Annotated in this window: 24 protein-coding genes, 1 tRNA gene and 3 pseudogenes; 8 read left to right on the top strand and 20 right to left on the bottom strand. The window is 74.2% G+C overall.

Annotation, left to right across the window (positions count from 1 at the left end; genetic code table 11):
- Positions 1 to 29: 29 nt before the first annotated feature.
- From VM636_RS09770 to ligD, 7 genes are all read right to left on the bottom strand, one after another.
- Positions 30 to 968: a diiron oxygenase gene (locus VM636_RS09770; protein WP_030420994.1), complete on the bottom strand. Its 939-nt coding sequence runs from the start codon at positions 966 to 968 to the stop codon at positions 30 to 32.
- Positions 969 to 1,223: 255 nt separating this feature from the next.
- Positions 1,224 to 2,681 carry a penicillin-binding protein 2 gene (locus VM636_RS09765; RefSeq protein ID WP_030420993.1) on the bottom strand — a complete coding sequence of 486 codons (1,458 nt, stop codon included), beginning with the start codon at positions 2,679 to 2,681 and terminating at the stop codon, positions 1,224 to 1,226.
- A complete protein-coding gene (locus VM636_RS09760) occupies positions 2,678 to 4,057 on the bottom strand; it encodes an FtsW/RodA/SpoVE family cell cycle protein (RefSeq protein WP_030420992.1) in 1,380 nt (459 codons plus the stop codon). Before VM636_RS09760 ends, VM636_RS09765 begins: the two co-directional genes overlap by 4 nt.
- 603 nt (positions 4,058 to 4,660) lie before the next feature.
- Positions 4,661 to 5,905 (bottom strand): HAMP domain-containing sensor histidine kinase, encoded by a 1,245-nt coding sequence (locus VM636_RS09755; RefSeq protein ID WP_053913582.1) that lies wholly within the window; start codon positions 5,903 to 5,905, stop codon positions 4,661 to 4,663.
- Complete coding sequence (locus tag VM636_RS09750) at positions 5,902 to 6,642, bottom strand: hypothetical protein (protein WP_338484278.1); 741 nt, start codon at positions 6,640 to 6,642, stop codon at positions 5,902 to 5,904. Before VM636_RS09750 ends, VM636_RS09755 begins: the two co-directional genes overlap by 4 nt.
- Before the next feature lie 237 nt (positions 6,643 to 6,879).
- Positions 6,880 to 7,386 carry a dual specificity protein phosphatase family protein gene (locus VM636_RS09745; RefSeq protein WP_037858483.1) on the bottom strand — a complete coding sequence of 169 codons (507 nt, stop codon included), beginning with the start codon at positions 7,384 to 7,386 and terminating at the stop codon, positions 6,880 to 6,882.
- Between the two features lie 152 nt (positions 7,387 to 7,538).
- Complete coding sequence (ligD, locus tag VM636_RS09740; protein WP_030420988.1) at positions 7,539 to 8,420, bottom strand: non-homologous end-joining DNA ligase; 882 nt, start codon at positions 8,418 to 8,420, stop codon at positions 7,539 to 7,541.
- A gap of 65 nt (positions 8,421 to 8,485) precedes the next feature.
- On the opposite strand from ligD, the gene VM636_RS09735 reads away from it, so the two are divergent.
- Positions 8,486 to 9,562: a Ku protein gene (locus tag VM636_RS09735; RefSeq protein ID WP_053913718.1), complete on the top strand. Its 1,077-nt coding sequence runs from the start codon at positions 8,486 to 8,488 to the stop codon at positions 9,560 to 9,562.
- Positions 9,563 to 9,586: 24 nt separating this feature from the next.
- Here VM636_RS09735 and VM636_RS09730 read toward each other — a convergent pair whose 3' ends face one another.
- The 10 genes and pseudogenes from VM636_RS09730 to VM636_RS09685 form a co-directional block, all read right to left on the bottom strand.
- A complete protein-coding gene (locus VM636_RS09730; protein WP_338484277.1) occupies positions 9,587 to 10,447 on the bottom strand; it encodes a DUF4142 domain-containing protein in 861 nt (286 codons plus the stop codon).
- A gap of 143 nt (positions 10,448 to 10,590) precedes the next feature.
- Positions 10,591 to 11,022 carry a PPOX class F420-dependent oxidoreductase gene (locus tag VM636_RS09725; RefSeq protein WP_030420985.1) on the bottom strand — a complete coding sequence of 144 codons (432 nt, stop codon included), beginning with the start codon at positions 11,020 to 11,022 and terminating at the stop codon, positions 10,591 to 10,593.
- Between the two features lie 114 nt (positions 11,023 to 11,136).
- Entirely contained in the window at positions 11,137 to 11,262 is a 126-nt protein-coding gene (locus VM636_RS09720; protein ID WP_338486489.1) for a hypothetical protein, read from the bottom strand.
- A 289-nt stretch (positions 11,263 to 11,551) separates the two neighbouring features.
- Positions 11,552 to 11,884 (bottom strand): TcmI family type II polyketide cyclase, encoded by a 333-nt coding sequence (locus VM636_RS09715; protein WP_030420984.1) that lies wholly within the window; start codon positions 11,882 to 11,884, stop codon positions 11,552 to 11,554.
- Positions 11,885 to 11,920: 36 nt separating this feature from the next.
- Positions 11,921 to 12,400 carry an SRPBCC family protein gene (locus VM636_RS09710; protein WP_053913585.1) on the bottom strand — a complete coding sequence of 160 codons (480 nt, stop codon included), beginning with the start codon at positions 12,398 to 12,400 and terminating at the stop codon, positions 11,921 to 11,923.
- 1 nt (position 12,401) lies between these two features.
- A complete protein-coding gene (locus VM636_RS09705; protein WP_338484276.1) occupies positions 12,402 to 12,671 on the bottom strand; it encodes an acyl carrier protein in 270 nt (89 codons plus the stop codon).
- Between the two features lie 119 nt (positions 12,672 to 12,790).
- Complete coding sequence (locus tag VM636_RS09700; RefSeq protein WP_338484275.1) at positions 12,791 to 14,026, bottom strand: ketosynthase chain-length factor; 1,236 nt, start codon at positions 14,024 to 14,026, stop codon at positions 12,791 to 12,793.
- Positions 14,023 to 15,294, bottom strand: coding sequence for a beta-ketoacyl-[acyl-carrier-protein] synthase family protein (locus VM636_RS09695; protein WP_030420980.1), 1,272 nt, complete (start codon positions 15,292 to 15,294; stop codon positions 14,023 to 14,025). The genes VM636_RS09700 and VM636_RS09695 overlap by 4 nt, the downstream gene beginning before the upstream one ends.
- A gap of 74 nt (positions 15,295 to 15,368) precedes the next feature.
- A pseudogene (locus VM636_RS09690) lies at positions 15,369 to 15,761 on the bottom strand (cupin domain-containing protein); the annotation flags it as partial.
- Positions 15,762 to 15,854: 93 nt separating this feature from the next.
- Complete coding sequence (locus tag VM636_RS09685) at positions 15,855 to 16,961, bottom strand: SchA/CurD-like domain-containing protein (RefSeq protein WP_338484274.1); 1,107 nt, start codon at positions 16,959 to 16,961, stop codon at positions 15,855 to 15,857.
- 622 nt (positions 16,962 to 17,583) lie between these two features.
- On the opposite strand from VM636_RS09685, the gene VM636_RS09680 reads away from it, so the two are divergent.
- From VM636_RS09680 to VM636_RS09665, 4 genes are all read left to right on the top strand, one after another.
- Positions 17,584 to 19,263: an FAD-dependent monooxygenase gene (locus tag VM636_RS09680; protein WP_338484273.1), complete on the top strand. Its 1,680-nt coding sequence runs from the start codon at positions 17,584 to 17,586 to the stop codon at positions 19,261 to 19,263.
- Positions 19,264 to 19,454: 191 nt separating this feature from the next.
- Positions 19,455 to 19,889: a helix-turn-helix transcriptional regulator gene (locus VM636_RS09675; protein WP_338484272.1), complete on the top strand. Its 435-nt coding sequence runs from the start codon at positions 19,455 to 19,457 to the stop codon at positions 19,887 to 19,889.
- A gap of 10 nt (positions 19,890 to 19,899) precedes the next feature.
- Positions 19,900 to 20,316, top strand: a complete 417-nt coding sequence (locus VM636_RS09670; protein ID WP_030420975.1) for a VOC family protein — start codon at positions 19,900 to 19,902, stop codon at positions 20,314 to 20,316.
- A 297-nt stretch (positions 20,317 to 20,613) separates the two neighbouring features.
- A complete protein-coding gene (locus VM636_RS09665) occupies positions 20,614 to 20,997 on the top strand; it encodes a DUF6083 domain-containing protein (RefSeq protein ID WP_338484271.1) in 384 nt (127 codons plus the stop codon).
- A gap of 83 nt (positions 20,998 to 21,080) precedes the next feature.
- Here the strand turns inward: VM636_RS09665 and VM636_RS09660 are convergent.
- A pseudogene (locus tag VM636_RS09660) lies at positions 21,081 to 21,236 on the bottom strand (DNA-binding protein); the annotation flags it as partial.
- Positions 21,237 to 21,388: 152 nt separating this feature from the next.
- Here VM636_RS09660 and VM636_RS09655 point away from each other — a divergent pair.
- The gene (locus tag VM636_RS09655; RefSeq protein WP_199809397.1) at positions 21,389 to 21,751 is read left to right on the top strand and encodes a transposase family protein; all 363 of its coding nucleotides are present in this window, start codon (positions 21,389 to 21,391) and stop codon (positions 21,749 to 21,751) included.
- A 20-nt stretch (positions 21,752 to 21,771) separates the two neighbouring features.
- Positions 21,772 to 22,115 (top strand): annotated as a pseudogene (locus tag VM636_RS09650) (site-specific integrase); the annotation flags it as partial.
- A gap of 96 nt (positions 22,116 to 22,211) precedes the next feature.
- Here the strand turns inward: VM636_RS09650 and VM636_RS09645 are convergent.
- Both VM636_RS09645 and VM636_RS09640 read right to left on the bottom strand, forming a co-directional pair.
- Positions 22,212 to 22,817 (bottom strand): hypothetical protein, encoded by a 606-nt coding sequence (locus VM636_RS09645; RefSeq protein WP_234312626.1) that lies wholly within the window; start codon positions 22,815 to 22,817, stop codon positions 22,212 to 22,214.
- A 311-nt stretch (positions 22,818 to 23,128) separates the two neighbouring features.
- Positions 23,129 to 23,200 (bottom strand) — tRNA-Arg (locus tag VM636_RS09640).
- A 182-nt stretch (positions 23,201 to 23,382) separates the two neighbouring features.
- Here VM636_RS09640 and VM636_RS09635 point away from each other — a divergent pair.
- The gene (locus VM636_RS09635) at positions 23,383 to 23,874 is read left to right on the top strand and encodes a response regulator (protein ID WP_234312624.1); all 492 of its coding nucleotides are present in this window, start codon (positions 23,383 to 23,385) and stop codon (positions 23,872 to 23,874) included.
- Positions 23,875 to 24,006: the final 132 nt, after the last annotated feature.

The raw sequence follows: 24,006 nt of genomic DNA, 5'->3' as shown, positions 1-24,006 counted from the left end.
GGTATCCGGTGACCTCCGCGGGGTCCGGTCTAGGCCAGCAGCCCCGACGACTTCCACAGCCGGCGCCCGACGCCCCGCAGCACGCCGATGTCGTCCAGGAAGTCGGTGAGCCGCTTCGCCCCGGTCTGCATCACCTCGCGGCGGTGACCGCTCGCCCTGGCCTGCGCCACCGCCTCCCGCCTGTCCAGGCCGACGTTGGTGTAGACCTCGGGGTTGACGAAGGCGACCGAGAAGACCCGGGCGAACTCGCCGGAGGTGACCCGGGTGAACTCCTGGGACCACTTCGGGGCCGTCAGCATCTGGCGGCGCAGCTCCTCGCGGGCGTAGCGGACGTGGCGGGCCTCCTCCACCACGTGGATGCGCGTGACGCCCCGGATCAGCGGCTGGACCCGCTCGTCGGGGAAGGTCAGGCGCTGCATCCAGTCCAGCACCTCCTCGCCCAGGAGCGTGGCGGTGAAGGAGCCGGGGGTGGTGGAGATGGTCTTGAACAGGCGCCCGAGCTGCTGGTGGAGCGGGCTGACCGGGTACCAGGGGGTGTCGCCGCGGGTGATGAGCCGGGCGAACATCTTCGAGTGACGGCACTCGTCCTCGATCTCGGTCAGCGCGTAGCGCACGTGGGCGCTCGTCGCCGACTTGTCGTAGACGTGCCGGAGCAGGAGCTGCATGAGGATCAGCTCGAACCAGATGCCGAGCGAGGCGAGCGCGGCGGCCTCGTGCCGGGAGAGCAGGATGCGCTGTTCCTCGCCCATCCGCTTCCACAGGGGGGTGTCGTAGAGCGACACCAGCTCCGGCGGCCAGAACCACTTGCCGTCCTCGAAGGGCGCGTCCCAGTCCAGTTCCTTGTCGGGGTCGAACGAGTGCTTGGCGGAAGAGTCGAGCAGCCGTTCGGCCACCTGCTCCCGGTCCTTGAGCAGGCCGAGCGCGTCGCGCAGGCCGCTGAGCGCGTCGGCTTCCGTCAGGGTCGTCATGGCTGTCCCACCTCGTGTACGGCGGCGTCCGGAGGGTGTCCGGAGCGCGTCGGGTTACCCGCGGTCACTCACTGGTCTTATGAGACTGCCTGTCAGCAAGGCCGTCAATCCCCCGCGCACGACTTGTTGACCGCGAGTAAGGGGCCTGCCGCCCCGCGCCGCCCCCGAACCGCGACAACGGGCGACAATCCGCCCACCCGCACCCCATCCCGCCCCCGTCCCCCCTTCGTCCGCCCCGACGCGTGGCTCCCCCGCTCAGGAGCCGAGCACCGCCTCCATCACCGCCCGCGCGACCGGCGCCGCCAGCCCGCCGCCGCTGATCTCCTCCCGGTCCGCCGCCCGGCCCTCCACCACCACCGCGACCGCGACCCGCGGCTCCGCGTCCCGCCCGCCCCGCGCCCACGAGACGAACCAGGCGTACGGCGTGCCGGAGTTGCCCACCCCGTGCTGCGCGGTCCCCGTCTTGCCGCCGACCACCGCGCCCGGGATCGCCGCGTTGGCGCCCGTGCCGTTCTCCACCACGCCCCGCATCAGCTCCGCCAGCCGCGCCGCGGTCGCCGGGCTCATCACCTCCCGCGCCGGGCTCGAACCGGCCGTCGCCACCACCGCGCCGCCCGCCCGCACCGTCCGCTCCACCAGGTACGGCGACCGCGCCTGCCCCCCGTTCGCCACCGCCGCCGCCACCCGCGCCATCTGGAGCGGCGTCGCCCGGGTGTTGTACTGCCCGATCGACGACAGCCCGAGCTGCGCCCGGTCCACCGAGGTGTCGAAGGTGCTCCGCGCCACCGAGAACGGCACCCGCAGCCCGTCGTCGTCGAAGCCGAACGCCTCCGCCGTGGCCGCCATGCCCGCCACCCCCACGTCCACGCCCAGCTTGGCGAACACCGTGTTGCAGGACCACTCGAACGCCTCCCGCAGCGAGGCGTCCCGGCACCCCTCGGACTCGTTCGTCAGCCTCGTCCGCGTCCCCGGCAGCGTGTACGGGTCCGGGGAGACGGTCGGCGCGTCCAGATCGGAGACCACCCCCGCCTCCAGCGCCGCCGCCGCGGTGACCACCTTGAACGTCGACCCCGGCGGATAGGTCTGGCGCACCGCCCGGTTGAGCATCGGCTTGTCCGGGTCGGCCGTGAGCCGCTCCCAGGTCCGCCGCACGGAGGACCCGTTGCCCGACAGGAGCTGCGGGTCGTAGGACGGGGTGGACACCAGGGCGAGGATCCGGCCGGTCGCCGGCTCGATCGCCGCCACCGCCCCCTTGTGGTCGCCGAGCCCCTCGAAAGCGGCCCGCTGCGCGCCGGGGTGGATCGTCGTCTCCACGCTGCCACCGGCGTTGCGGAAGCCCGTCACGTCGTTCCACAGGGGCAGCGGCGCCAGCATCGGGTCGGCGCCGGACAGCAGCCCGTCCTCCGCGTGCTCCAGCAGCGTCGTCCCGTACGCCTGCGAGGCGAAGCCGGTGACCGGCGCGTACAACGGCCCCTCGGCGTACGTCCGTTCGTACCGCAGGTGCTCCCCGGTGTCCCGGGAGCCGGTGACCGGTTCGCCGCCGACCCGGATGTCCCCGCGCGGCTGCCCGTAGCGGGCGATGTCGGGCCGCCGGTTGGCCGGGTTCCCGTCGAACTCGGGTCCCCGGACGAGCTGCACCCGGGCGGCGTTCACCACCAGCGCGACCAGCAGCAGGGCGCAGAAGACCGCCGCGTGCCGGATGTTCCGGGTCACGGCCGCGGCTCCGGGACCGGGGCGCCCTGGACGCGGGCCGCGTGGCTGATCCGGATCAGCAGGGCCACGATCGCCCAGTTGGTGACGACCGAGGAGCCGCCCTGGGCCAGGAACGGCATCGCCATGCCGGTCAGCGGGATCAGCCCGGTCACCCCGCCCGCGATGACGAACACCTGGAGCGCCACCAGCGAGGACAGGCCGACCGCCAGCAGCCGGCCGAAGGGGTCGCGCACGGCGAGACCGGCCCGCAGCCCCCGCTCCACCAGCAGCCCGTAGAGCAGGAAGAGCGCGGTCAGACCGAGGAAGCCCAGCTCCTCGCCGGCCGTGGCGAGGATGAAGTCCGACTTGCCGGCGAAGCCGATCAGCACCGAGTGGCCGAGGCCGAGCCCCGTCCCGGTCACCCCGCCCGCCGCGAACGCGAACAGCGACTGCGCGAGCTGGTTCGGCCCCCGGCCGGCCTCGATGGAGGCGAAGGGGTGGAGCCAGTCCTCGACCCGGCTGTGCACGTGCGGTTCCAGCCAGCCCACCGCGACCGCGCCCAGCGCGGCGAGCACCAGGCCCACCGCGATCCAGCCGGTGCGGCCGGTGGCGACGTACAGCAGGACGACGAAGAGGCCGAAGAAGAGCAGCGAGGTGCCGAGGTCGCGCTCCAGCACCAGCACACCCACGCTGACCAGCCAGACGGCGACGATCGGGCCGAGCACCCGCCCGGTCGGCACCTGGAGCCGCCACACCCGGCGCCCCGCGTACGCCAGCGCGCCCCGGTTCGCCGCCAGGTACGCGGCGAAGAACACGGCGAGCAGCACCTTGGCGAACTCGCCGGGCTGGATGGAGAAGCCCGCGATCCGCAGCCAGATCCGGGCGCCGTTGACCGCCGGGAACAGGATCGGCAGCGTGAGCAGCACGAGGGCGGCGGCCACCGAGACGTAGGCGTAACGCTGGAGCACCCGGTGGTCGCGCAGCAGCAGCACGACGACCGTGAACAGCCCCACGCCCAGCGTCGACCACACCAGTTGGGTGGGTGCCGCGGCGTCGCCCGGGGTCTCCAGGTCGAGCCGGTAGATGAGCACCAGGCCGAGGCCGTTGAGCAGCACCCCGATCGGCAGCAGCAGCGGATCGGCGTACGGGGCGCGCAGCCGCACCGCCGCGTGCGCGAGCAGCGCCAGCACACCGAGCCCGGCGCCGTACCCGGCGGCGCCCCGCGGCACGGCACCGTCGACGGCGAGGCCGACGTTGCAGTAGCCGCAGACCGAGAGCAGCACGGCGAGGACGATCAGGGCGAGTTCGACGCCGCGACGCCGGGGGAGCCGGGCGGCGGGCGGGGCCGCGTCGGCCGCCGCCACGATGATCCCGGGGCCGGGACCGGTCTCGTTCATGCCCGCGCCGGGGCCGGGGAACAAGGTCCCCCGTCCCTCACCACCGGCGCCCTCGCGGCCCCGGCCCGCCGTACCGGGCGCCGGCGGCCGTGCCGGGACGGCGGCCGGGCGGCCCCGGCGGGGCGGCGGGACGCGAGAGCAGCAGCGGCATGGGGACCTCCCGGGGGCCGGACGCCGGGCAGGCGGCCTGCCGGACACGACTGAGCGCCACCCTAGGAGCGCCCGCCGCGTCGCGCCCGCCCCGCTGCTCCGTCCGGGGGGCGGGCCCCAGGCGAAGGGGACGGCGTCGGCCGGGACGGTGTGCCAGTCGGTGACGACCGGGAGAAGCCGGTGCCCCGGATGCGCGCGGACCGCCCCCGCCCGCCCCCGGACGCGGCTCCCGCCGGCCCCGGCGCACGCGGTTTCCCCGTCCCGGCGCGCTGGTTGTGGCGTCCCCGGCACACGGCGCGCGGCGCCGCCCCGACGACCCGGGGCCCGGCGCCGCCCCGGCACAGGGGTCCGGCCGCCCCGGCATACGGGCGCCGGCCGCCCCGGCGCGCGGGGTTCGGTCCCCCCCGCCCCCGCGTCCCGGTGTCGCCCGGGGCCCGGGACGGGAGGGCCGGGTCAGGGCCGGTCCGGCAGGGTCAGCGTGGCCTCGGCACCCCCGTCCGGCGGGTTGGCGAAGGCGAGCCGGGCGCCCAGCACCTCGGCCTGGCCCCGGGCGATCGTGAGGCCCAGCCCGTGACCCGTCGCCCCGCCCTCGGTGCGGAACCGCTGCGGCCCGTGCGCCGGCAGGTACGCCGGATACCCGCCCCCGTGGTCCCGTACGGTGATCACCGGGCCCTCCACCGTCACCACCACCGGCGGCCGACCGTGCCGGTGCGCGTTGGCGACCAGATTGCCGAGGACCCGCTCCAGCCGCCGCCGGTCGGTCTCCACCCGCGCGTCCCGGACCACCTCCACCCGGGTGTCCGTGCCCGAACCGCGCACCACCCGCCGGGCCAGCGCGCCCAGTTCCTCCGGGGCCGTCTCCAGCCGCTCCCGGCCCGAGTCCAGCCGGGAGATCTCCAGCAGGTCCTCGGTGAGCGTGCGCAGCGCCGCCACCCGGTCCCGCACCAGCTCCGTGGGACGGCCCGGCGGCAGCAGTTCGGCCGCCGCGTGCAGACCGGTCAGCGGCGTCCGCAACTCGTGCGCCACATCCGCCGTGAAGCGCCGCTCGGCCAGCAGCCTGCCCTGCAGGGACGCCGCCATCGAGTCCAGCGCGACGGCCACCGACGCCACCTCGTCCTGCGGGCGCGTCGGGTCCTTCGCCCGGGGATCGTCGACCCGCGCGTCCAGGTCCCCGGCGCTGATCCGCCGCGCCACCCGTGCCGTCGCGTGCAGCCGGCGCGTCACCCGGGTCACCGCGAACGCGCCCACCAGCAGCGTCGCCCCGATGGCCAGCGCCGAGGACCACACGATCGCCCGGTCCAGCCCGTCGATGGTCCGCTCCCCCTGGGAATGGTCGACGGCGACCGCGAGCACCCGGCCCCCGTCCGCCGGGGCCGCCGCCCACACCGTCGGGCGCCCCCGGTACTCGGCGACCATCGTGCCGCGCCGGCCCGAGGCGGCCAGCTCCCGCAGCTCCCCGGGCAGCCCCGGCGGGTCCACCGCCGCGCCCGGCCCGAGCGCGTCGCCGGCCTCGTACGCCTCGGTCGCCCGCACCAGCCGGGCCAGCGCCGCCTCCCGGGCCTGTCCCACGGTCTGGTCGGTCACCGAGACGTGCACCAGGACGCCGAGCAGCGCGGCGAGGGCGCAGCACATCACGGTGATGAAGGCCGCGGCCCGGACCGCGAGCGTCCCCGTCCACCGGGGCGGCGCCCACCTCACCGGCCGTTCCCCGCCGGCGACGGTGTCCGCCCCGCGGCCCCGCCGTCGGCGGTGCGCAGCATCTCGTCGTGGGTCAGCAGCATCGCCCGCTGCCGCGGGTCCCAGCTCCAGCGCAGGCGGTACTCGTACCCCGCCACCTCCGACGGCGAGCGCACCACGAGCGAGCGGCCGGCCACCTCGACGCCGCTCACCGCGTCCTCGTAGGACATGATCCGCACCAGCCGGTCCCGCTCGACGGTGTAGACCCGCACGGCGGTCATGCCCTGGGGCAGCAGCCGGAAGCCGAGGACCATCTCGGCCCGCCCGTCCCCGGTCAGGTCCCGGTGGTAGGGCCGCAGCACGGGGCACCGGCCGCCCTCGCCGGCCACCCGGCAGTCCCCGATCCGCCGGGCGGTCTCGCGGTACGGGGCGCCGTCCCGGGTGTAGTCGCCGGGGCTCGCCGCGATCTCCGCCCGGACGACGGCGACCGGGTCGGCCGCGCGGACGTCGCCGCCGGGCAGGGAGACGCCCTCGACCACCTCGTGGTCCACCTCGCCGATGTCGTAGGCCGGCCGGGACGCCGGGGTCAGCTCCGGCCAGAGCCGGGACGGGCTCACCGCGGCGGAGGCGGGGCCCGCGCCGCGCGGCTCGCCGGTGTCACCGCAGCCGGCCGCCGTCACGGCGGTCGCCGCGGCGGCCAGGAGCAGCGCGCACGGGGCGGTGAGCCGGACGGTGCGCCGGCACGGGCTGGGGGGCACGGCACTCCACGGGTCTCGGTCGTCCTCGGAGCCCCCGGGCCGGGCCCGTGAAGTCGGACCGGCCCGCACGCCCACCGCGGCCTCGGGACGGCCCCGTACACCGGTACCGGGCGGCCCTCCGCCGTGCCCTCACCCGCGCGCCCCGCACGGGGGCGGGGACGGCGGCCACTTCACGGACGCGGCCGGGGGCCCCGTTCGTCACGGACGTCCATTCTGCCCGTGCCCTCCGGCGGCGGGCTACTCGGCCAGTTCCTCCAGCAGCCGCGCCGTGGCCAGCCCGGCCCGCAGGTAGGCGGTGAACAACTCGTTGTGCAGTGCCCAGGGCGAGCGGCGGGACCGGATCAGCCGGATCGCGTCCTCGGCGCTGCCGCCCCGCCGGATGAGCACCTGGGCGACGACCAGGCCGGAGCGGTTGTAGCCGTGGTAGCAGCGGACCAGTACCCGGCGGCCCTCCTCCAGGGCCTCGTCGGCGGCCTGTGCCAGCCGGATCACGCCCGCGAGCTGGGTGCCGTCCAGCGGCCCGTCCGGGATCGGCCACACCTGGTGCCCCACGCCCGGGGAGGGGCCGTGTCCGGGCAGCCGCAGCAGGCTCTGCACCAGGTCGAACTCGTCCCGCACCACGGCGAACTCCAGCCGCCCCGCTCGCCGCCGGAACTCGTGCCCGCCCATCCACAGGCCCGGCACGATCTCGTTCCAGGGGCCGGCCGGGGCCGGCACCTCAGGACCCTTGCCAGGGGTACGCACCGGCACCTCCGCATCCGCGTCCGCCCGGGACCCGCCCGGCGGCCCACCTCGCGCACCGACGCCCAACTCCTCACCACGGTAGCCCGGTTCCCGCTTCCGCAGCACCCCGCGCGACGGGCCCGGGGAGGGCTCCGCGCCCCGCCGGGCCCCGCTCAGGGCAGGGTGGCGGCCCGCTCGCGGTCCAGCAGCGGGGCCAGCAGGTCCCCGTGGTCCCGCAGCCGGTCCGGGACGTCCCGCGTCCGGAAGACCAGCTCCCCGGGGCTGCGGCACGCGGCCACCTCCGCCCAGGTCACCGGGGTGGAGACGGCCGGCTCGGCGCGGGCCCGCGCGGTGTAGGGGGCGGCCGTCGTCTTGCGGGCCGCGTTCTGGCTCCAGTCGACGAAGACCTTCCCCGGCCGCAGGCGCCGGGTCATCCGGTGCACCACCAGCTCCGGAAGGGCCCGCTCCGCCGCCACGGCCAGCTCCTTCGCGTACTCGCTGACCCGCCGCGGCGAGGACCCGCGCACCCCCGCCAGCAGGTGCAGCCCCTTCGCGCCGGAGGTCTTGGCGTACGTCTCGACGCCGTCCGCCGCCAGCCGCTCCCGCAGCCAGAGCGCTACCTCACAGCAGTCCACGACGGTGGCCGGCGGGCCGGGGTCGAGGTCGAGGACGAGCCGGTCCGCCTCGCCGGGTTCGTCCGCGACCCACTGGTGGGTGTGGAACTCGGTCACCAGGTTCGCCGCCCACATCAGGCTCGCCAGGTCCTGCACCAGCACCATCCGCGCCGGGCCGTCCGAACGGGCGACCCGCGTCGTGGTGACCCAGTCGGGCGTACCGGGCGGCACGTTCTTGGTGAAGAACAGCTCGCCGTCGGGACCGTCCGGGTAGCGCAGGAAGGACAGCGGCCGGTCGCGCAGGTGCGGCAGGAGGGCCCCGGCGGCCGTCGCGTAGTAGTGCAGCAGTTCGCCCTTGGTGAGGCCGGTCGCCGGGTACACCACCTTGTCCAGATTGCTGAGGGCCACCCGTCGCCCCTCCACCTCCGTGATAGGCGCCATACCATAAGAATCTCACGGAACCCGGACAAAACACCCCGAGGTGCGGGAAGGGACAGGTGCTCCACGTGCGATCGATCTGGAACGGCGCCATCTCGTTCGGCCTGGTCAGCATCCCGATCAAGCTGGTCAACGCGACGGAGAGCCACACGATCTCCTTCCGCCAGATCCACACGGAGGACGGCGGGCGCATCCGGTACCGCAAGGTCTGCGAGCTGGAGGACCGCGAGGTCGCCCAGAGCGAGATCGGCAAGGCGTACGAGGACGCCGACGGCACGATGGTCCCCATCACCGACGAGGACCTCTCCCACCTGCCCATCCCCACGGCCCGCACGATCGAGATCGTCGCCTTCGTGCCGGGCGACCGCATCGACCCGCTCCAGATGGGCTCCGCGTACTACCTCGCCGCGAGCGGCGCCCCGGCCGCCAAGCCGTACACGCTGCTGCGCGAGGCGCTCAAACGGAGCAACCGCGTCGCCATCGCCAAGTTCGCCCTGCGCGGCCGGGAGCGCCTCGGCATGCTGCGGGTGGTCGGCGACGCCATCGCCATGCACGGACTGCTCTGGCCCGACGAGGTCCGCGCGCCCGAGGGCGTGGCCCCGGAGACCGACGTCACCGTGCGCGACCAGGAGCTGGACCTCGCGGACGCCCTGATGGACACCCTCGGCGAGATCGACCTCGACGACCTGCACGACGAGTACCGGGAGGCGCTGGAGGAGGTCATCGCCGCGAAGGCGGCCGGCGAGACGCCCCCCGAGGCGCCGGAGCCCCCCCGCTCCGGCAAGGTGCTGGACCTGATGGCGGCGCTGGAGAACAGCGTCCGCGCGGCCCGCGAGTCCCGGGGCGAGGAGGGCCCGGGGGACGCCGAGGTGCACCCCCTGCCCGAACGCGAGGAGCCCTCCCGCCGGGGGGCCGGCGCGAAGAAGGCGTCCGGCGGCGGGAAGGCGGCGGCGAAGAAGCCGGCGAAGAAGGCGGAGCCGGGGAAGACGGAGCCGAGGAAGCGGACCGCGAAGAAGAGCGCCGCCAAGTCCGCCCCCGTCAAGTCCGCCGCCGGAAAGAGCGGCACCGGACGCAAGGCCGCGGCCGGGGAGTCCGGCACCAAGGCCCCCGCGAAGAAGGCGGCCTCCCGGCGCCGCAGCGCCTGACGCCCGCCCGCGGCCGGCGCGCCGTCAGGGCGCGGCGACCGGCTCGGCGGCGGGGTCGGCCGCGTCGCCGGGACCGGCGGGCGCCCCCACCGCCCCGGCGGCCCCGGCCGGCCCGGCCGCCCCGGCGCCGTCCGGGGCCTGCGGGGCCGGGGGTGCCGGCGTGGGCGTGGGCGCCGCGGTGTCGACGTTCAGGTCGGGCCGCTGCCTCAGCACGAGGGGCTGCTCGCCCGGCTGCGGCGGGGGCGGGGTCACCCGGTCCCGGGGGAGCTTGGCCGGACCCGTCTGCCGGAAGGTCACCTCGTCGTAGCGGACCAGGCCGGTCTGCTCCAGGACGGTGATGTGATCCAGGACGGTGTCGTTGGCGAGGTCGGCGAGCTGCCGCACCAGCGTGTTCTTGGTGCTGGCGCGGATCTTGGCGATCACCGAGAAGATCTGCCCGTGGGTGACACGCATGATGTTGACCGCGGTCTCGTCGAACTCGGCGCCGCGCCGGGAGCTGATCGTCCTCACGAACCCCTCCTGCTGCGGGGACGCCCTGTTGGGCAGGGTGATGCCCAGCTCGGGCGCGATCTCCCGGCACATCGCGTCGAGCCCGGCGTGCCCGACGACCAGGTGCCGGCCGGCCGTCTTCATCTCCTTCGTCGTGCCCCGCTCGATCGCCAGTTCCCCGAGCGGGTACTCCCAGAGCCCGGCGGCCCGCACCTTGACCACGAAGTCCCGGTCCGCCTCGGTGAGCGGCCCGTACTCGGTGGCGGCGATGACCCGGTCCTGGTCGCCGTCGGGTCGCTCGACACCGATGAGGGCCGGGAAGGCCAGCGCGGCCAGGGTCAGGGTCATCACCCCGAACAGGACGAGGACTCCGATCCTGCTGCGGGACAGCCGCATGATGCCTCCAGGGGCGACGCGAGAGGGCTCGTACGTCCCCGCGCTCGGGGGAGTGACGTACGCGTACGCGGAGGAGTACGGAAACGGGGGCCGGATCGATCACCGTTTCCGGGGGAATCCCGCGACGCCCGGGAGGCGGCCCCTCAGCCGATCGCCGCGCCGTACACGTGTTCGATCTCCAGGGTGAGCAGCACCCGGCGCTCGGCGACCATCGCCGCCCGGTACGCGTCCCAGTCGGGGTGCTCCCCGGCGGCGGCGCGGTAGTACGCCACCAGCGCCTCCACCTCCGGCCCGTGCGGGTCGGCGCCCGGCCCGGTGAGGGTGACGGTGCCCTCGGCGGTGGCCCAGGAACGGCCGTCCGGCGCGGTCACCTGCAGCGAGGCGCGCGGGTCCCGGCGCAGGTTGGCGGTCTTGGCCAGCCCCTCGCGGGTGGAGACGCGCAGCACGCCGGCGCCGGCGTCGTAGGCGGGCACGACGGGGGAGAGCTGCGGGCGCCCGTCGGACTTGATGGTCGCCAGGACGCCGAGGCGGGCGCCGGCCAGCAGGGCGCGGGGGTCGAAGCGGGATGTCGTCATGCCGGGATCATCGCGCCGCGCCCGCCGGATGTCCCGGGGACGGGCCGCGCGGGGCGTGTCCTCACCCGTCCCGGCGGCCCGGCCGATGCCGTCCGGGCCGGCGCGGGCACCGGTTCAGGGGACCGGCGGGCCGCCCAGGCAGCGGCCGTCACGGTCGTGGGGCCAGGCGTTGGCGACGCAGCCCCGGAGCCCCTCGACCTGCTGCATCATCGCCGGGGCGGGCAGGCCCGGCCCGGGCACGGCGTCCGCCGCGGCACGGCGTTCCGACGGGACGGGCGGGCTGGGGGTCGGCCCACGAGACGCGTCCTCTCCGGTGGTCGGCGGGCGCGTGGGAGGACGGGGAGCCGGCCCGCGGGCACGGCCCCCTCCCCGCGCCGGTCCAGCCGAGAGCGAACCCGACCCCCGCGGGAAACCGAGGCGGCGCGCCAAGTGCCGCTCGACACAAGCGAGTCGGCGTATCCGGCGGACGCGTGCCGGGGCCGCACGGCAGCAGCCGCGCGGCCCCGACGGTGCGGGAGCGAGGACGCCGTCAGCCGGCGCCGGACCGCTCCCAGCGGTAGAAGCGGCGGGCCATCGCGTCCTGCGGACTGCGCCAGGTCGCCGGGTCGTACGCCGCGACGTACGGCTCCAGCCGCTCGCTGACCTCACGGAACTCCGGATGGCCGGTCAGCCGGGCGATACGCGGCGCCGGGTCGTCCTCGCTCTCGATCAGATGCAGGTACACATCGCCGAAGGAGAAGAGGCTGCGCCCGGTCACCCCCACCAGGTGGGGCAGTTCACCGCGGTCGGACTCGGCGAACACCTTGGCGATGTCCGGCGCCGCGCCGGGGGTCATCCGGGCGACGATCAGGGTGTGGTGCATGGGGAGGCCCTTCGTCGGGTGTCGGTCGGCCCGCCGTCAGTCGGCGAGCGCCGGGGCGGTCCGCCGCTCGCCCGCCGCCTGCTCGATCCGGTCCCGGATCAGCGCCATCTGCGTACGGGAGTTGCGGTTGATGTTGTCCGTCATCCCGGCGTCGTCCACCGGCGCGTCCGGCTTCATCGCGAAGTCCTGCACCCAGCGCATCCGGGTGCCCTCCGCGGTCTCGGCGTACTCCCAGACGATGTTCATGTACTGGAAGGGGCCGGTCTCGACCCGGTGGGCGCGCACCGTGCGGGCCGCCGGGTCGGCGGTGCGCTCGGAGACCCAGCTCCACACCCGGCCCTGGTCGTCCGGGTGCATGGTGAGCCGGAAGGTGACGCGGTTCCCGTCGCGCTCCAGCACGTCCACCGAGGCGTACTCGCTGAACAGCCGGGGCCAGTTGTCGACGTCGTTGGTCATGTCCCAGACCAGGTCCATCGGCGCGGCGATGGTGATCTCGTTGTCGGTGTGCCCTGCCATGTCACACTCCCGTCTTCAGGGCGCCGTTGACCAGCGCGAGGAAAGCGGCGGGCGTCTTGCAGCGCTCGGCCTGCTCGGGCAGGCCCAGCCCGTACTGCTTCTCCAACTCGGCCACGATGCCCAGCAGGCCGAGCGAGTCCAGGCCGAAGCTCTCGAAGCCGGCGTCGGACTGCTGCCTCAGCGCGGCCGGGTCGACCTGCACCCCGGCGGTGCGCTTCATCAGCGCGGCCAGTTCCTCGACGCTCACCTGGTAGTCCGTCTGTTCGCTCATGCGAGGCTGCTCCTTCGTTCGGTCGGCGCGCGCCCGGCGGCGGCGCCTGCTCGGGGAGGGCGCGGGGCGGCCGGCGTGGCCGCCCCGCACGGTGGTGGTGGGGGGAGGGAGGGGAGGGGTCAGGCGCCCTTGCGCAGCACGAGCGCCGAGTTGCCGCCCATCAGGCCCCGGGAGAGGACCAGGACGGTGCGCGGTTCGGCGGCGCGCGCCCGGCCGGCCACCACGTCCAGGTCGTGGCAGACGTCGAACACGTGCGGGGTCGGCGGGATCAGCCCGTGCTCCATGGCGAGCACCGCCGTCGCCACGTCCAGTACCGGCGCCGCGCAGTAGGCCCGCCCGGTCCCGGTCTTCGGCGCGGTGACCGGCACCCGCCGGGCGTGCGCGCCCAGCGCGTCGGCGAGCGCGAGCGCCTCGGCCCGGTCCGCCTCCGGCACCCCGAGGGCGTCCGCGAAGACCACGTCGACCTCCTCGGGCCGGCAGCCGGCCTCCGCGAGAGCGCCCTCGATCGCCCGCGCCAGCCCGGCCCGGGACTCCGCCCAGCGCGAGGCGCCGGTGAAGGTCGCCGCGTGTCCGGCCACCGTCGCCCGCGGTTCGGCCCCGCGTTCCCGGGCCGCCGTCTCCTCCTCCACCACGAGCATCGCCCCGCCCTCGGCGGGCGCGAACCCGCAGGCGGCGCCGGTGAACGGACGGTAGGCGCGGTCCGGTTCGTCCGCCCGGCTCAGCTCCGGGTAACCGAGCTGGCAGACCACCGAGTACGGGGCGAGCGGCGCCTCCGTCGCCCCGCAGACGACCCGTTCGGTACCGCCGCGCACGGTCAGCGCCGCGTGCGCCAGCGCGTCCAGCCCGCCCGCCTCGTCGGCGGCCACGACCCCGCAGGGCCCCTTGAAGTCGTTGCGGATGGAGATCTGGCCGGTGCTGGCCGCGTAGAACCAGGCGATCGACTGGTAGGGGCCCACGTACCGCGAGCCCTTGCCCCACAGGTTCTGCAGCTCCCGCTGGCCGAACTCGCCGCCGCCGGACCCGGCCGCGGTCACCACCCCCACGGAGTACGGCGATGCGATGTCGGCGCGACCGAACCGCGCGTCCTCCATGGCCAGTTGGGCGGCGGCCAGCGCGAAGTGCGTGAACCGGTCCGTCTGGACGAGGTACCGCTCCTCCACGGTCTCCACCGCGTCGAAGCCGCGGACCTCGCCCGCGACCCGCAGCGGCAGATGACCGCAGCCCTCCCGGGTGACCGGACCGAGACTGCTGGTGCCGTCCGCGACCGCCTTCCAGAAGGTCTCGGCACCGACGCCGTGCGGGGACACCACGCCGAGGCCGGTGACCACCGCCCGGGGCCGACGTCCTGCGCTCATCGCCGTCCTCCTTCACAGCCGCTCAGCACGACCGCCGACTGGAAGCCGCCGAAGCCGCTGCCCACCGACAGCACGTGCCGCAGCGCGCGCTCGCGTGCCTGGCGCGGCACGTAGTCGAGGTCGCACTCCGGGTCGGGCGTCTCGTAGTTGGCCGTCGGCGGCACCACCTGGCGGTCCAGCGCCAGGACGCACGCGGCCAGTTCGATGGAGCCGATGGCCCCCAGCGAGTGGCCCACCATCGACTTGATCGAGCTCATCGGCGTCGCGTACGCGTGCTCGCCCAGCGACCGTTTGACGGCCGCCGTCTCGTGCCGGTCGTTCTGCACCGTGCCCGAGCCGTGCGCGTTGACGTAGTCGACCGCCGTGCCGTCCAGGCGGGCCATGCCGAGCGCGGTGTCGATCGCCCGCGCCATCTCCAGGCCCTCCTTGGTGAGCCCGGTCATGTGGTAGGCGTTGCCGAAGGTCGCGTAGCCGCTGATCTCGCAGTACACGTCGGCACCCCGGGCCCGCGCGTGCTCCAGGTCCTCCAGGACCAGCACCGCCGCGCCCTCGCCCATGACGAAGCCGTTGCGGTCGGCGTCGAAGGGGCGGGAGGCGTGCGCGGGGTCGTCGTTGTTCGGCGAGGTCGCCTTGATCGCGTCGAAGCACGCCATGGTGATCGGCGAGATCGGCGAGTCGGAGGCGCCCGCGAGGCACACGTCGACGCGGCCCTCGGCTATCGCGTGGAAGGCGTACCCCACCGCGTCCAGTCCCGAGGTGCACCCCGTCGACACGGTCTGCACCGGCCCGTGCACCCCGAACTCCTCGGCCACCGCCGAGGCCAGCGTGGCCGGGGTGAAGGCCCGCTGCAGATGCGGTTCGGCCCGCCGGTCGTCGACGTCCCAGCGCGCGCCGCGCTCGCTGACCAGCACGTAGTCGTGCTCCAGCCGGGTGGTGCCGCCGACCGCCGTGCCCAGCGTGGCCCCGGCCCGCCACGGGTCGAGCCGGCCGAGGTCCAGCTCCGCGTCCCGCACCGCCTGCGCGGCGGCGACCAGCGCGAACTGCACGTACCGGTCGCTGCGCTGGACCGTGGCGAGGTCCAGCCCGTGGTCGGACGGTTCGAAATCGCACTCGGCGGCGATCTGCGAACGCAGCCCGGCCGGGTCGAAGAGGGAGATCCGGCGCGTCGCCGTGCGGCCCTCGGACAGCAGGCCCCAGAACCGGGGCACGCCGATCCCGCCCGGGGCGACGACGCCTATGCCCGTGACGGCGACCCGGCGCCGGTTCATGACACCGCCTCGGCCGCGGCGGCGGGCCGGCCGTCACCGGGGTGGGCGCATCCGTCGTGGTCGTGGACGAGCGGGTTGCCCTGCGCGTCCTCCGTGTCGACGTGGCCCAGTTCGGGCCGGGGGGCCAGCGGGCCCAGGTGGAAGACCATCCGGGCCTCGGCGTCACCGACGTTGCGGAAGCGGTGGCGCATGTCCTGCGGGATCAGCAGGCCCTGCCCGGTGGCCAGGGAGTGGGTCACGCCGTCCAGGTCCACCTCCAGCGCTCCGTCCGTGACGTACACGAACTCCTCGGAGTACGGGTGGTAGTGCTCGGCGATGCGCTCGCCGGGCTGCATCAGGGCCACGCCCATGAAACCGCTGGTCGAGCCCGCGGTGGTGGGCGTCAGGAGGGCACGGAGGTCGCCGCCGCGGCGGCGGTTGGGCGCGATGTCGCCGAGGGAGACGATGCGAACCTGCTGGTCTGTCATGTCGGTCACTCCGGGGGAGGCGGGGGGACGGGGAGGAGGTACGTCTGCGGCGGACCGGCGCGCACGGGGGCGGACCGGACCGCGCCACAGGGGTCAGGAACCGGCCGATCGCCGGTCGGTCAGGGGCGTCATCCGGGCGTGCGCGAGCAGCCGGGCCGGCGCGTCCGCGTCGGTCAGCGGCCCGTCCACACCGGCGGCGGCCGTCTCCAGCAGCCGCGCGGCCTCGGGGGCGCCGGCCAGGTCGTGCAGGCCCAGCACCGCCGCGGGCGCCGCGTCCGGGTCGCCGTCCACGTCGACGAGGCGGACGACCAGGTCGTCACGGTGGAAGACGGTGGCCGCCAGCACCGGTCCGCGCGCGTCCCGCACGGCGGCGGCGTCCTGGCGGGCCAGCAGCCGGGCCAGCTCCGGACCGGCACCGGGCCGGACCGGGTAGATCAGCGCGCACCGCGCGGTCCGGTCGTCCACCGGGGCGCCCGACGCCACGTGGTGCACGGCAGGCATCGCCGCCAGCGTGAAGAACCGCCGCGCGGAGTGCGGGTCGTCCAGGTCGCGGCTCTGCTCCAGGTACGGGTCGAGCGCCCGCTCGACCGCCCGCACCCCGGGCTGCCGGGCGACGTGGCGCAGCGCCGTCTGCAACTCGCCGCGCACCTCCACCGCCCGCACCACCCGGTTGCCGTGCAGGAACAGGGAGGTGCGCAGCAGCCGGGTGGTGTCGTCGACGTGCGCCTCGGGGGAGACGTAGTCCGACAGCAGTTCGGCCACCTTCGCCTCGCTGCCCGGCCGGACCGTGAAGGTCAGGGCGTGCCGGACGAGGTTGCCGCCGATCCGGGGGGCCCCGTGGGGCACCTCCACGGTCGCCGGCTCACCGGCCGGGCCGTCGCCCGAGGTCTCGCGCAGCACGCTGTAGCGCAGCGAGCGCGTGTCGCGGACGCAGTCCTGCAACGGCTCGACCGTCTCCAGGTGCTCGGCGCTGTTCACCCAGGCGAGGAAGGGCGCCGCGCTCTCCCACTCGCTGGTGAGCAGCCACTGCGTCGGGTTCTCCAGGGACTGGCACAACTGGTCGCTGACATGGCCCTCGACGGCGGCGACCCGGCCGCGGATGCGCTCGTAGGCGTTCAGGAACTCCTGCTGCATACCGTCGTGGACGTCCAGCATCAGCACGACCCGCACGCGGGAGCCGTCGAAGGCGGACGTCGTCACGCCGGGCGCCGCGGCCTGCCCGGCGGACGCCGGCGGGCGGGCCGCCGGCCCGGTATCGGCCGGGCCCGCTTCCCGGGAGCCCGGTTCCGCCGCGGCGTCCCGGACCGGGCGAGCGCCCGCCGGCCCGGAACCCGTCGGCGCGGTGTCCGTCGATGTGACGGGAGAGACCGTCATCCGGCCCACCTCTTCTCGGGGGAAATCCTCGTGGACTGGGGGAGAGAACGGCCGTCGGGGCGCTCTCCACGCGGAGCGGGGGCGCCTCGGCCGCACAAGGACGATCGTGCGGCGTGCCCGCGGGCACCGCGAACCAGGCGTGTTAAGTGGGTGAAGCCTGAGCCACGGTGGGCCTCACGGGGCATGAATGAGTCCTCGACCGCAACCCGTCACGCGACCGGCGAACCCCCTCCCGCGGAACCGGACCCGTACCGACGCCGCACCGGCACCGGCCACGACGGTCCGCCCCCGGGCCCCGGGGCGCCGCACCCGGGCCGGTCCGAACGGCCCCCGACCCCCTCCCCCCACCCACGAAGGCCCGTGAGCCCCGCGAAGGCCCCCACGAGCCCGCGCCACGGAGGCACGAGATGTACGACACGCACGAGACGTACGAGACGAGGGACGCACAATGAACGACAGCACCGCCCGAACGGAAACCGGGGCCCACCACGTCCCCGTGCTCATCGTCGGAGGATCCCTGGTCGGCCTGTCGACCTCGGTGTTCCTGGGCCGGCTGGGCATCCGCCACACCCTGGTGGAACGGCACACCGGCACCTCCCTCCACCCCCGCGGACGCGGCAACAACGTCCGTACGATGGAGCTGTTCCGCGTCTCCGGCACCGAACCCGGGATCCGCCGGGCCGCCGCCACCCTCGCCGGCAACCACGGCATCCTCCAGACGCCCACCCTGGCCGGCGACGCGGGCGAATGGCTCTTCCGCCGGATCGACGCGGGCGGCGACCTGGACCGCATCAGCCCCAGCAACTGGTGCCTGTGCAGCCAGAACGACCTGGAGCCCCAACTCCTGCGGCACGCGGGCGAACTCGGCGGCGACCTGCGCTTCGCCACCGAACTCCTCTCCTTCGACGCCGACCCCGACGGCGTCACCGCCCTCGTCAAGAGCCGCGACACCGGCGAACACACCACCATCCGCGCCGACTACCTGGTCGCCGCCGACGGCCCCCGCAGCCCCGTCCGCGAACAACTCGGCATCGGCCAGAGCGGTCCCGGCGACCTCTTCCACAACATCAGCGTCACCTTCCGCTCCCGCCGCCTCGCCGACGTCGTCGGCGACCGCCGCTTCATCGTCTGCTACCTGACCACCCCCGACGCCGACGGCGCCCTGCTGCCCGTCGACAACCGGGAGAACTGGGTCTTCCACGCCCCCTGGCACCCCGAACAGGGGGAAACCCTGGAGGACTTCACCGACGAACGGTGCGCCGAGCACATCCGCCGCGCCGTCGGCGACGACGCCCTCGACATCGAGATCACCGGCCGCGCCCCCTGGCACGCCGCCCAGCGCGTCGCCCGCGCCTACCGCTCCGGCCGCGTCTTCCTCGCCGGCGACTCCGCCCACGAGATGTCGCCCACCGGCGCGTTCGGCTCCAACACCGGCATCCAGGACGCCCACAACCTCGCCTGGAAACTCGCCGCGGTCCTCGACGGCTGGGCCGGCGACGGCCTCCTCGACACCTACGACGCCGAACGCCGCCCGGTCGCCGAGGCGACCAGCGCCCGCGCCGCCGCCCGCTCGGCCGAACACAGCCACCCCGGCTTCGCCCCGCCCCCCACCCCGGGCGGCACCGGCCCGCAACGCGGCATCCTCAACGTCGCCCTCGGCTACCGCTACCCCCGGGGCGCCGTGGTCGGCGCCGACCCGGCCACGCCCGTCGTCCCCGAGGACCTCCGGCTCGGCGGCGCCCCCGGCAGCCGGGCCCCCCACCTGTGGATGCGCCGCGCCGGCACCCGCCTGTCCACCCTCGACCTGTACGAACGCTCCCTCGTCCTGCTCAGCGACGCCGCGGAGCCCGCCGGCTGGCACGAGGCGGCGCTGCGCCTCGCGGCGGAGACCGGAGTGCCGCTGACGCCGTACCGCGTCGGCGCCAACGGCGCCCCGGAGGCCGACCTCACCGTCGAGGACGACGACACGGGCACCGCCCCGGACTGGGCACGGGCCCACGGCGTCTCGCGCGGCGGCGCGGTGCTGGTCCGCCCCGACGGCTTCGTCGCCTGGCGCTCCCCGGGCCCCGCGACGGACCCGGAGCCCGTGCTGCGCGACGTGCTGGGGGAGGTGCTGTCCCGCGAGTGAGGAGCCGGACCCCGTCCGGGGCGGGGCGGGCGCCGTCCGGGCCGGGGCGGCGGGGCGGCGAAAGCGGCCGTATCCGCCGTCCCCGCCGACGAGGCGGTGGGGCGGCCGTACGCCCGCCGCGCACCCGCTGGGCGAGGGCGGCGGGAGCGGCCGTATGCCCGCCGTCCCCGCCGGCGTGCGAAGGTGGAGGGGTGACCCTGGAGGACCTCGTCCGGCTGCGCCGGGCCCGCGACGCGATGGACCGCGACTACGCCGAGCCCCTCGACGTGCCGGCGCTGGCCCGGATCGCCCTGATGTCCCCGGGCCACTTCTCCCGCTGCTTCCGCGCCGCCTTCGGGGAGACGCCGTACGGCTACCTCATGACCCGGCGCATCGAACGGGCGAAGGCCCTGCTCAGACGGGGCGACCTCACCGTGACGGAGGTCTGTCACGCGGTCGGCTGCACCTCGCTCGGCTCGTTCAGCTCACGCTTCACCGAACTGGTCGGGGAGACCCCCAGCGCGTACCGGGCCCGCGCCCACGAGGCGGCGGCCGTCGTCCCGCCCTGCTACGCCAGGATCTACTCCCGACCGGTCAGGACCCGACCGGTCAGGAACGGAGAAGCGAAAGCCCGCCGGCGTCCGTAGCGTGAACGCCATGGACATCAGATTCTCGCAGTGCTTCATCGCCGTCGACGACCACGACAAGGCCCTCGCCTTCTACCGGGACATCCTCGGCCTGGAGGTACGCAACGACGTCGGCTTCGAGAACATGCGCTGGGTGACGGTCGGCCCGCCCTCGCAGCCGGACGTGAACATCGTCCTGGAGCCCCCGCTGGCCGACCCGAACGCCTCGCCCGCCGACCAGCGGGCCATGGCGGAACTCCTCGCCAAGGGCCTGCTGCGCGGCGTCATCTTCACCACCGACGACTGCGACGCCACCTTCGAGCACATCCGCGCCGCCGGCGGCGAGGTCCTTCAGGAACCCATGGACCAGCACTACGGCGTCCGCGACTGCGCCTTCCGCGACCCCGCCGGCAACATGATCCGCTTCAACCAGCCCCGCGAGGGCTGAGGCACCAGCCCACCACGCGGCCGGCCCCTCACCACCGCAGACGAGGGCCGCGACGGCGCCGGTCCTTACGCGGACAGCCCGGAGGGGCCAATCCACCGCAAGCCTTGGCGGCGTCGGCGACGCCCTCCGGTCCACCTGCGGTCAGGGCTTCGCCGCATTTCGGCCGCGTGCCGTCGGCCGTTGGTTGCCGGCCGCACCCGCCGCGTCGTCCTCCGTCCCCGTGCTCCCCGTCTACCGCAGACGTTTCGTCCGGTTCGCGCTCTACGCCCGGGCTGCCGGACTGGCGACCCTCACGGTATGGGGCCTGTGGAGAAGGAACCGCGGCGGCTGAGTGGTGGGCGATCCCGTTGCCCTGACTGCGGGCTGCCGCAGGACCGGGTCGCGACGCTCGACCATGACTGGGTACTGCTGGAGCCGGACATGAAGCCACTGGCCCATACGGTGCCGGCGGACCACCGGTGGATCGAACTGTCCGATGGGCGGGTGACGGTCTACGGAGTGTGCCCGCCGGAGCAGTTCCAGCGGTGCCGCGTCGAGCACCGCCTCGCCTGCCCCGCACAACCCCTGCCGGATCTGTGGCCATGGCTGACCACCCTCCGGGAGGAGAACGCGCGACAGGCGGAACGACACAACGCCCCCGAGCCGCCTCCGCCTCCCGCAGAGTGGCCGGACACCGGCTGACGGACGGTCGCACGGTCTTCCGAGAACACGCCGACATGCTCGGCCTCCCCGACCAGGGCGCGTGCTCGGGGTGGGCCGGCGCGTCAGAGAGGGACGATGTGGGCCTGGTTTCCGCAGAGTTTGGCCATGTCGCCGCTGTCTGAGGCCATGAGGGCGACGGGTTTCGGCTGACGCAGGGCGACCTCGGCGACCGTGGCATCGATGGCGTACTCGTGTCCGTGCAGCCCGGCGCCCCGTAGTGCCTCGGGACTAGGGTCTTTCGTTGGGATCACGCCGGGCTCGCGGGGCCCGCGGCGCCGGTGCGGCGGGCGCAGAAGGCGGCACGGGAGAGGAAACACAAGGCATTCGGCGGCACTATCCAGTTCCTGTCCGCACCGGACGGCACCCCGCTGTGGGTCTCCGACGTCGATCCCGGCTCCACTTCCCAGACATCACCGCCGCCCACACCCGCGTGCTGCCCGCGCTGTACAAAGCGGCGGCCGACGGCCTGCCGGCCCTGGCCGACAAGGGCTACATCGGCGCGGGCATCGGCATCCGCATCCCCGTCCGTCGCCCAAGAGTCAAGGCCGAACAGGCACTTCACCTCCACACCCGCATGTTCAACACCCTGCTGCGACACGTGCGAGCCCTCGGAGAACGCACCGCCGCCGAACTCAAGCAGCGCTGGCGCACGCTGCAACACATCACGCTCAGCCCCAGCCGGATCGGCGACACCACCCGAGCCGCCCTCGTCCTCAACGGAATCGGGAAGTGATCAACGTCGAGAAACCTCACTGGGGGTCGGCGCTGATCCACCAGACTCGTCCGTCCGTCGGCAAAGGGTGGACGGAGTCGGGGGAGACCCACGACGACCGCGGGCGCAGGAATCGGTCGACTGAGGAGGTTCGGCGCGTTCCTGTTCCGACTCAGCTCGTCGCCGGGCTGCGAGAGCACCTGGCCACGTTCGGCACGGCGGAAGACGGGCGGCTCTTCTGCAGTGAGAAGGGTTCGGTCGTCCCCTCCTCGACCTACTCCGCGTGTGGCAGGAAGCTCGGCTCCTGGCGCTTCCGTCGGCCATCGCGGCCTCGCCGCTCGCCAGTAGGCCGTACGACCTCCGTCACTCGGCGCTGTCGACGTGGCGTTGAAGACCTGCTGCGCGAATACGAGTGACAAGACCTGATCATTTGCCAGGCCCCTGAGGGTCATGCCCGGGGCCTCGGCGTCTGGTTCGTGCGTTATGGGGACCGGCTGGTCTGGGCCTGTTCTGCATCGAGTTGGCGTTCAAGAGCTCTTCGTTCAATGTCGAGGGCCGCGAGAGCTCGCATGCGCGAGCGCTCGAAGTCAGGCTGCACTTCGACGCCGAGGTCATGTCGCAAAGTGACGCGTAGTAGGTACACGCCGTCGGACAGTGGGCCGCTGAACCAAGCATTCGCCCGGCTGTAAGCGGCATCTGGGCTGAGACTGCTCGGCAACTGCTTTACAACGGCGTATCCGACACCCAGAGCCCTGTTCAGGGCCGAGGTCACTTCCAGGACGTCCTTCGACAGTGCCATCTGCGCCTGAGAATATTCCTCTGCCCAGGCCTCTTTAGCAGCTTCGAGGACTGCTGACTCGACGTCTTCACCCCGCTCGGTTGCGCGGACTGCATCTCGGGCAGCGACCCGATATGCGCGAGCGGTGGCGTTCAGACGGGCATAGAGGTCACGTCTTGCTTGCTGGGCTCTGTCATCGCGTTCCCGTATTCGTTGTTGATCAGCACGCTTTTCGCGCTTCTGGCTGGCGAACTCGTTGAACATCGCCCCACCCAGAGTTCCTGCAGCGGTGATCAGCCCAACGGCCACAGCGGATAGATCCATGAGTCCCCCAACTCGTCTGTTCGTCTGTCCGGAGCCGGCGACTCAGGGCGGCTGCGACAGCTCGCGCCGCCAGCCTGATGTCCTCGCCGCGGCGGACCTCATGACGATAGCGAGGAGCAGGCCTGCTCGGCTCGGATCAGGCCCATTACCTGCGACGATGCTCGAAGATCCCGTCCACGCCTCGTCCACAGACCTCGACGTACGGCGGCTCCGGGCGGCATCCGCCTGCGCCAACACAAAGACCCCGCACTCAGCGTTTCCGCTGGTCACGGGGTCTTTGGGCACTTCCTGCGAAGTGCCCCCGGCAGGATTCGAACCTGCGCACACGGCTCCGGAGGCCGTTGCTCTATCCCCTGAGCTACGGGGGCGTGTCGGTCGCGGTGGTGTTGCTCGCGGCGACGGGTAGAACACTACCAGCTTCGCCGGGGTGGTCCTGAACGGGTTTCCGTGCGTCGCCGGCGGCGTCAGCGTCCTGGTCCGATGTCCCCCGCACGGGGTGGAAGTGGGGAAAACCCGGACGCGGTGGCCGTTGCCGACCTACTCTCGAGTTGTGCCAAGGGCGTCTGGCCGGATTCTCGTTGTGGACGACAACAAGGTCATCCGGCAGTTGATCAGGGTCAACCTCGAGCTTGAGGGCTTCGAGGTCGTGACCGCGGCCGATGGTGCCGAGTGTCTGGAAGTCGTCCATCAGGTGTGCCCCGACGCCGTGACGCTGGATGTCGTCATGCCCCGGCTCGACGGGATCGGTACCGCCGCCCGGCTCCGGGCCGATCCGCGCACCCGTGATCTTCCGCTCGCCATCGTCAGTGCCTGTACCCAGGGTGAGGTGGACGCCGGTTTCGCCGCCGGCGCCGACGCCTTCCTGCCCAAGCCGTTCGAGCCCGCGGAACTGGTTGTCCTCGTACGGCAGTTGGTCGCGTGGAAGTCCCGCGGCGGGCGGAGGCCGACCGAAGGGGGTGGGGGAGCCGTCCGGTATCGGCACCACGGGTTCGGCGGGTTGGGGGAGAGCGGTTCCACCGCCCACGCGGAGCCTGCCGGATAGCCGTCGGTGGCTGTGCGGTCACCCACCGGTGGCCGCGGGGGGATGTAGATCGGGGAGTGGCTGTGCGCGCGTCCACATCTCGGGACGTCGGCAAACCCGTTCGCCTGCCCACCCCCCTCCTCGCCTACGCTT

The sequence above is a fragment of the Streptomyces sp. SCSIO 75703 genome (assembly GCF_036607905.1).
Classification (GTDB): Bacteria; Actinomycetota; Actinomycetes; order Streptomycetales; family Streptomycetaceae; genus Streptomyces.
The sequence above is the reverse complement of the archived record's forward strand: the minus strand, read 5'-3'. Positions and strand labels throughout refer to the sequence as shown.

Coding starts and splice junctions, on each gene's coding strand:
- VM636_RS09705 (WP_338484276.1), bottom strand. CDS start 12,671: ATGAGCGAACAGACGGACTACCAGGTGAGCGTCGAGGAACTGGCCGCG.
- VM636_RS09760 (WP_030420992.1), bottom strand. CDS start 4,057: ATGAACGAGACCGGTCCCGGCCCCGGGATCATCGTGGCGGCGGCCGAC.
- VM636_RS09695 (WP_030420980.1), bottom strand. CDS start 15,294: ATGAACCGGCGCCGGGTCGCCGTCACGGGCATAGGCGTCGTCGCCCCG.
- VM636_RS09710 (WP_053913585.1), bottom strand. CDS start 12,400: ATGGCAGGGCACACCGACAACGAGATCACCATCGCCGCGCCGATGGAC.
- VM636_RS09700 (WP_338484275.1), bottom strand. CDS start 14,026: ATGAGCGCAGGACGTCGGCCCCGGGCGGTGGTCACCGGCCTCGGCGTG.
- VM636_RS09665 (WP_338484271.1), top strand. CDS start 20,614: ATGGGGCCTGTGGAGAAGGAACCGCGGCGGCTGAGTGGTGGGCGATCC.
- VM636_RS09770 (WP_030420994.1), bottom strand. CDS start 968: ATGACGACCCTGACGGAAGCCGACGCGCTCAGCGGCCTGCGCGACGCG.
- VM636_RS09715 (WP_030420984.1), bottom strand. CDS start 11,884: ATGCACCACACCCTGATCGTCGCCCGGATGACCCCCGGCGCGGCGCCG.
- VM636_RS09680 (WP_338484273.1), top strand. CDS start 17,584: ATGAACGACAGCACCGCCCGAACGGAAACCGGGGCCCACCACGTCCCC.
- VM636_RS09730 (WP_338484277.1), bottom strand. CDS start 10,447: ATGCGGCTGTCCCGCAGCAGGATCGGAGTCCTCGTCCTGTTCGGGGTG.
- ligD (WP_030420988.1), bottom strand. CDS start 8,420: ATGGCGCCTATCACGGAGGTGGAGGGGCGACGGGTGGCCCTCAGCAAT.
- VM636_RS09725 (WP_030420985.1), bottom strand. CDS start 11,022: ATGACGACATCCCGCTTCGACCCCCGCGCCCTGCTGGCCGGCGCCCGC.
- VM636_RS09670 (WP_030420975.1), top strand. CDS start 19,900: ATGGACATCAGATTCTCGCAGTGCTTCATCGCCGTCGACGACCACGAC.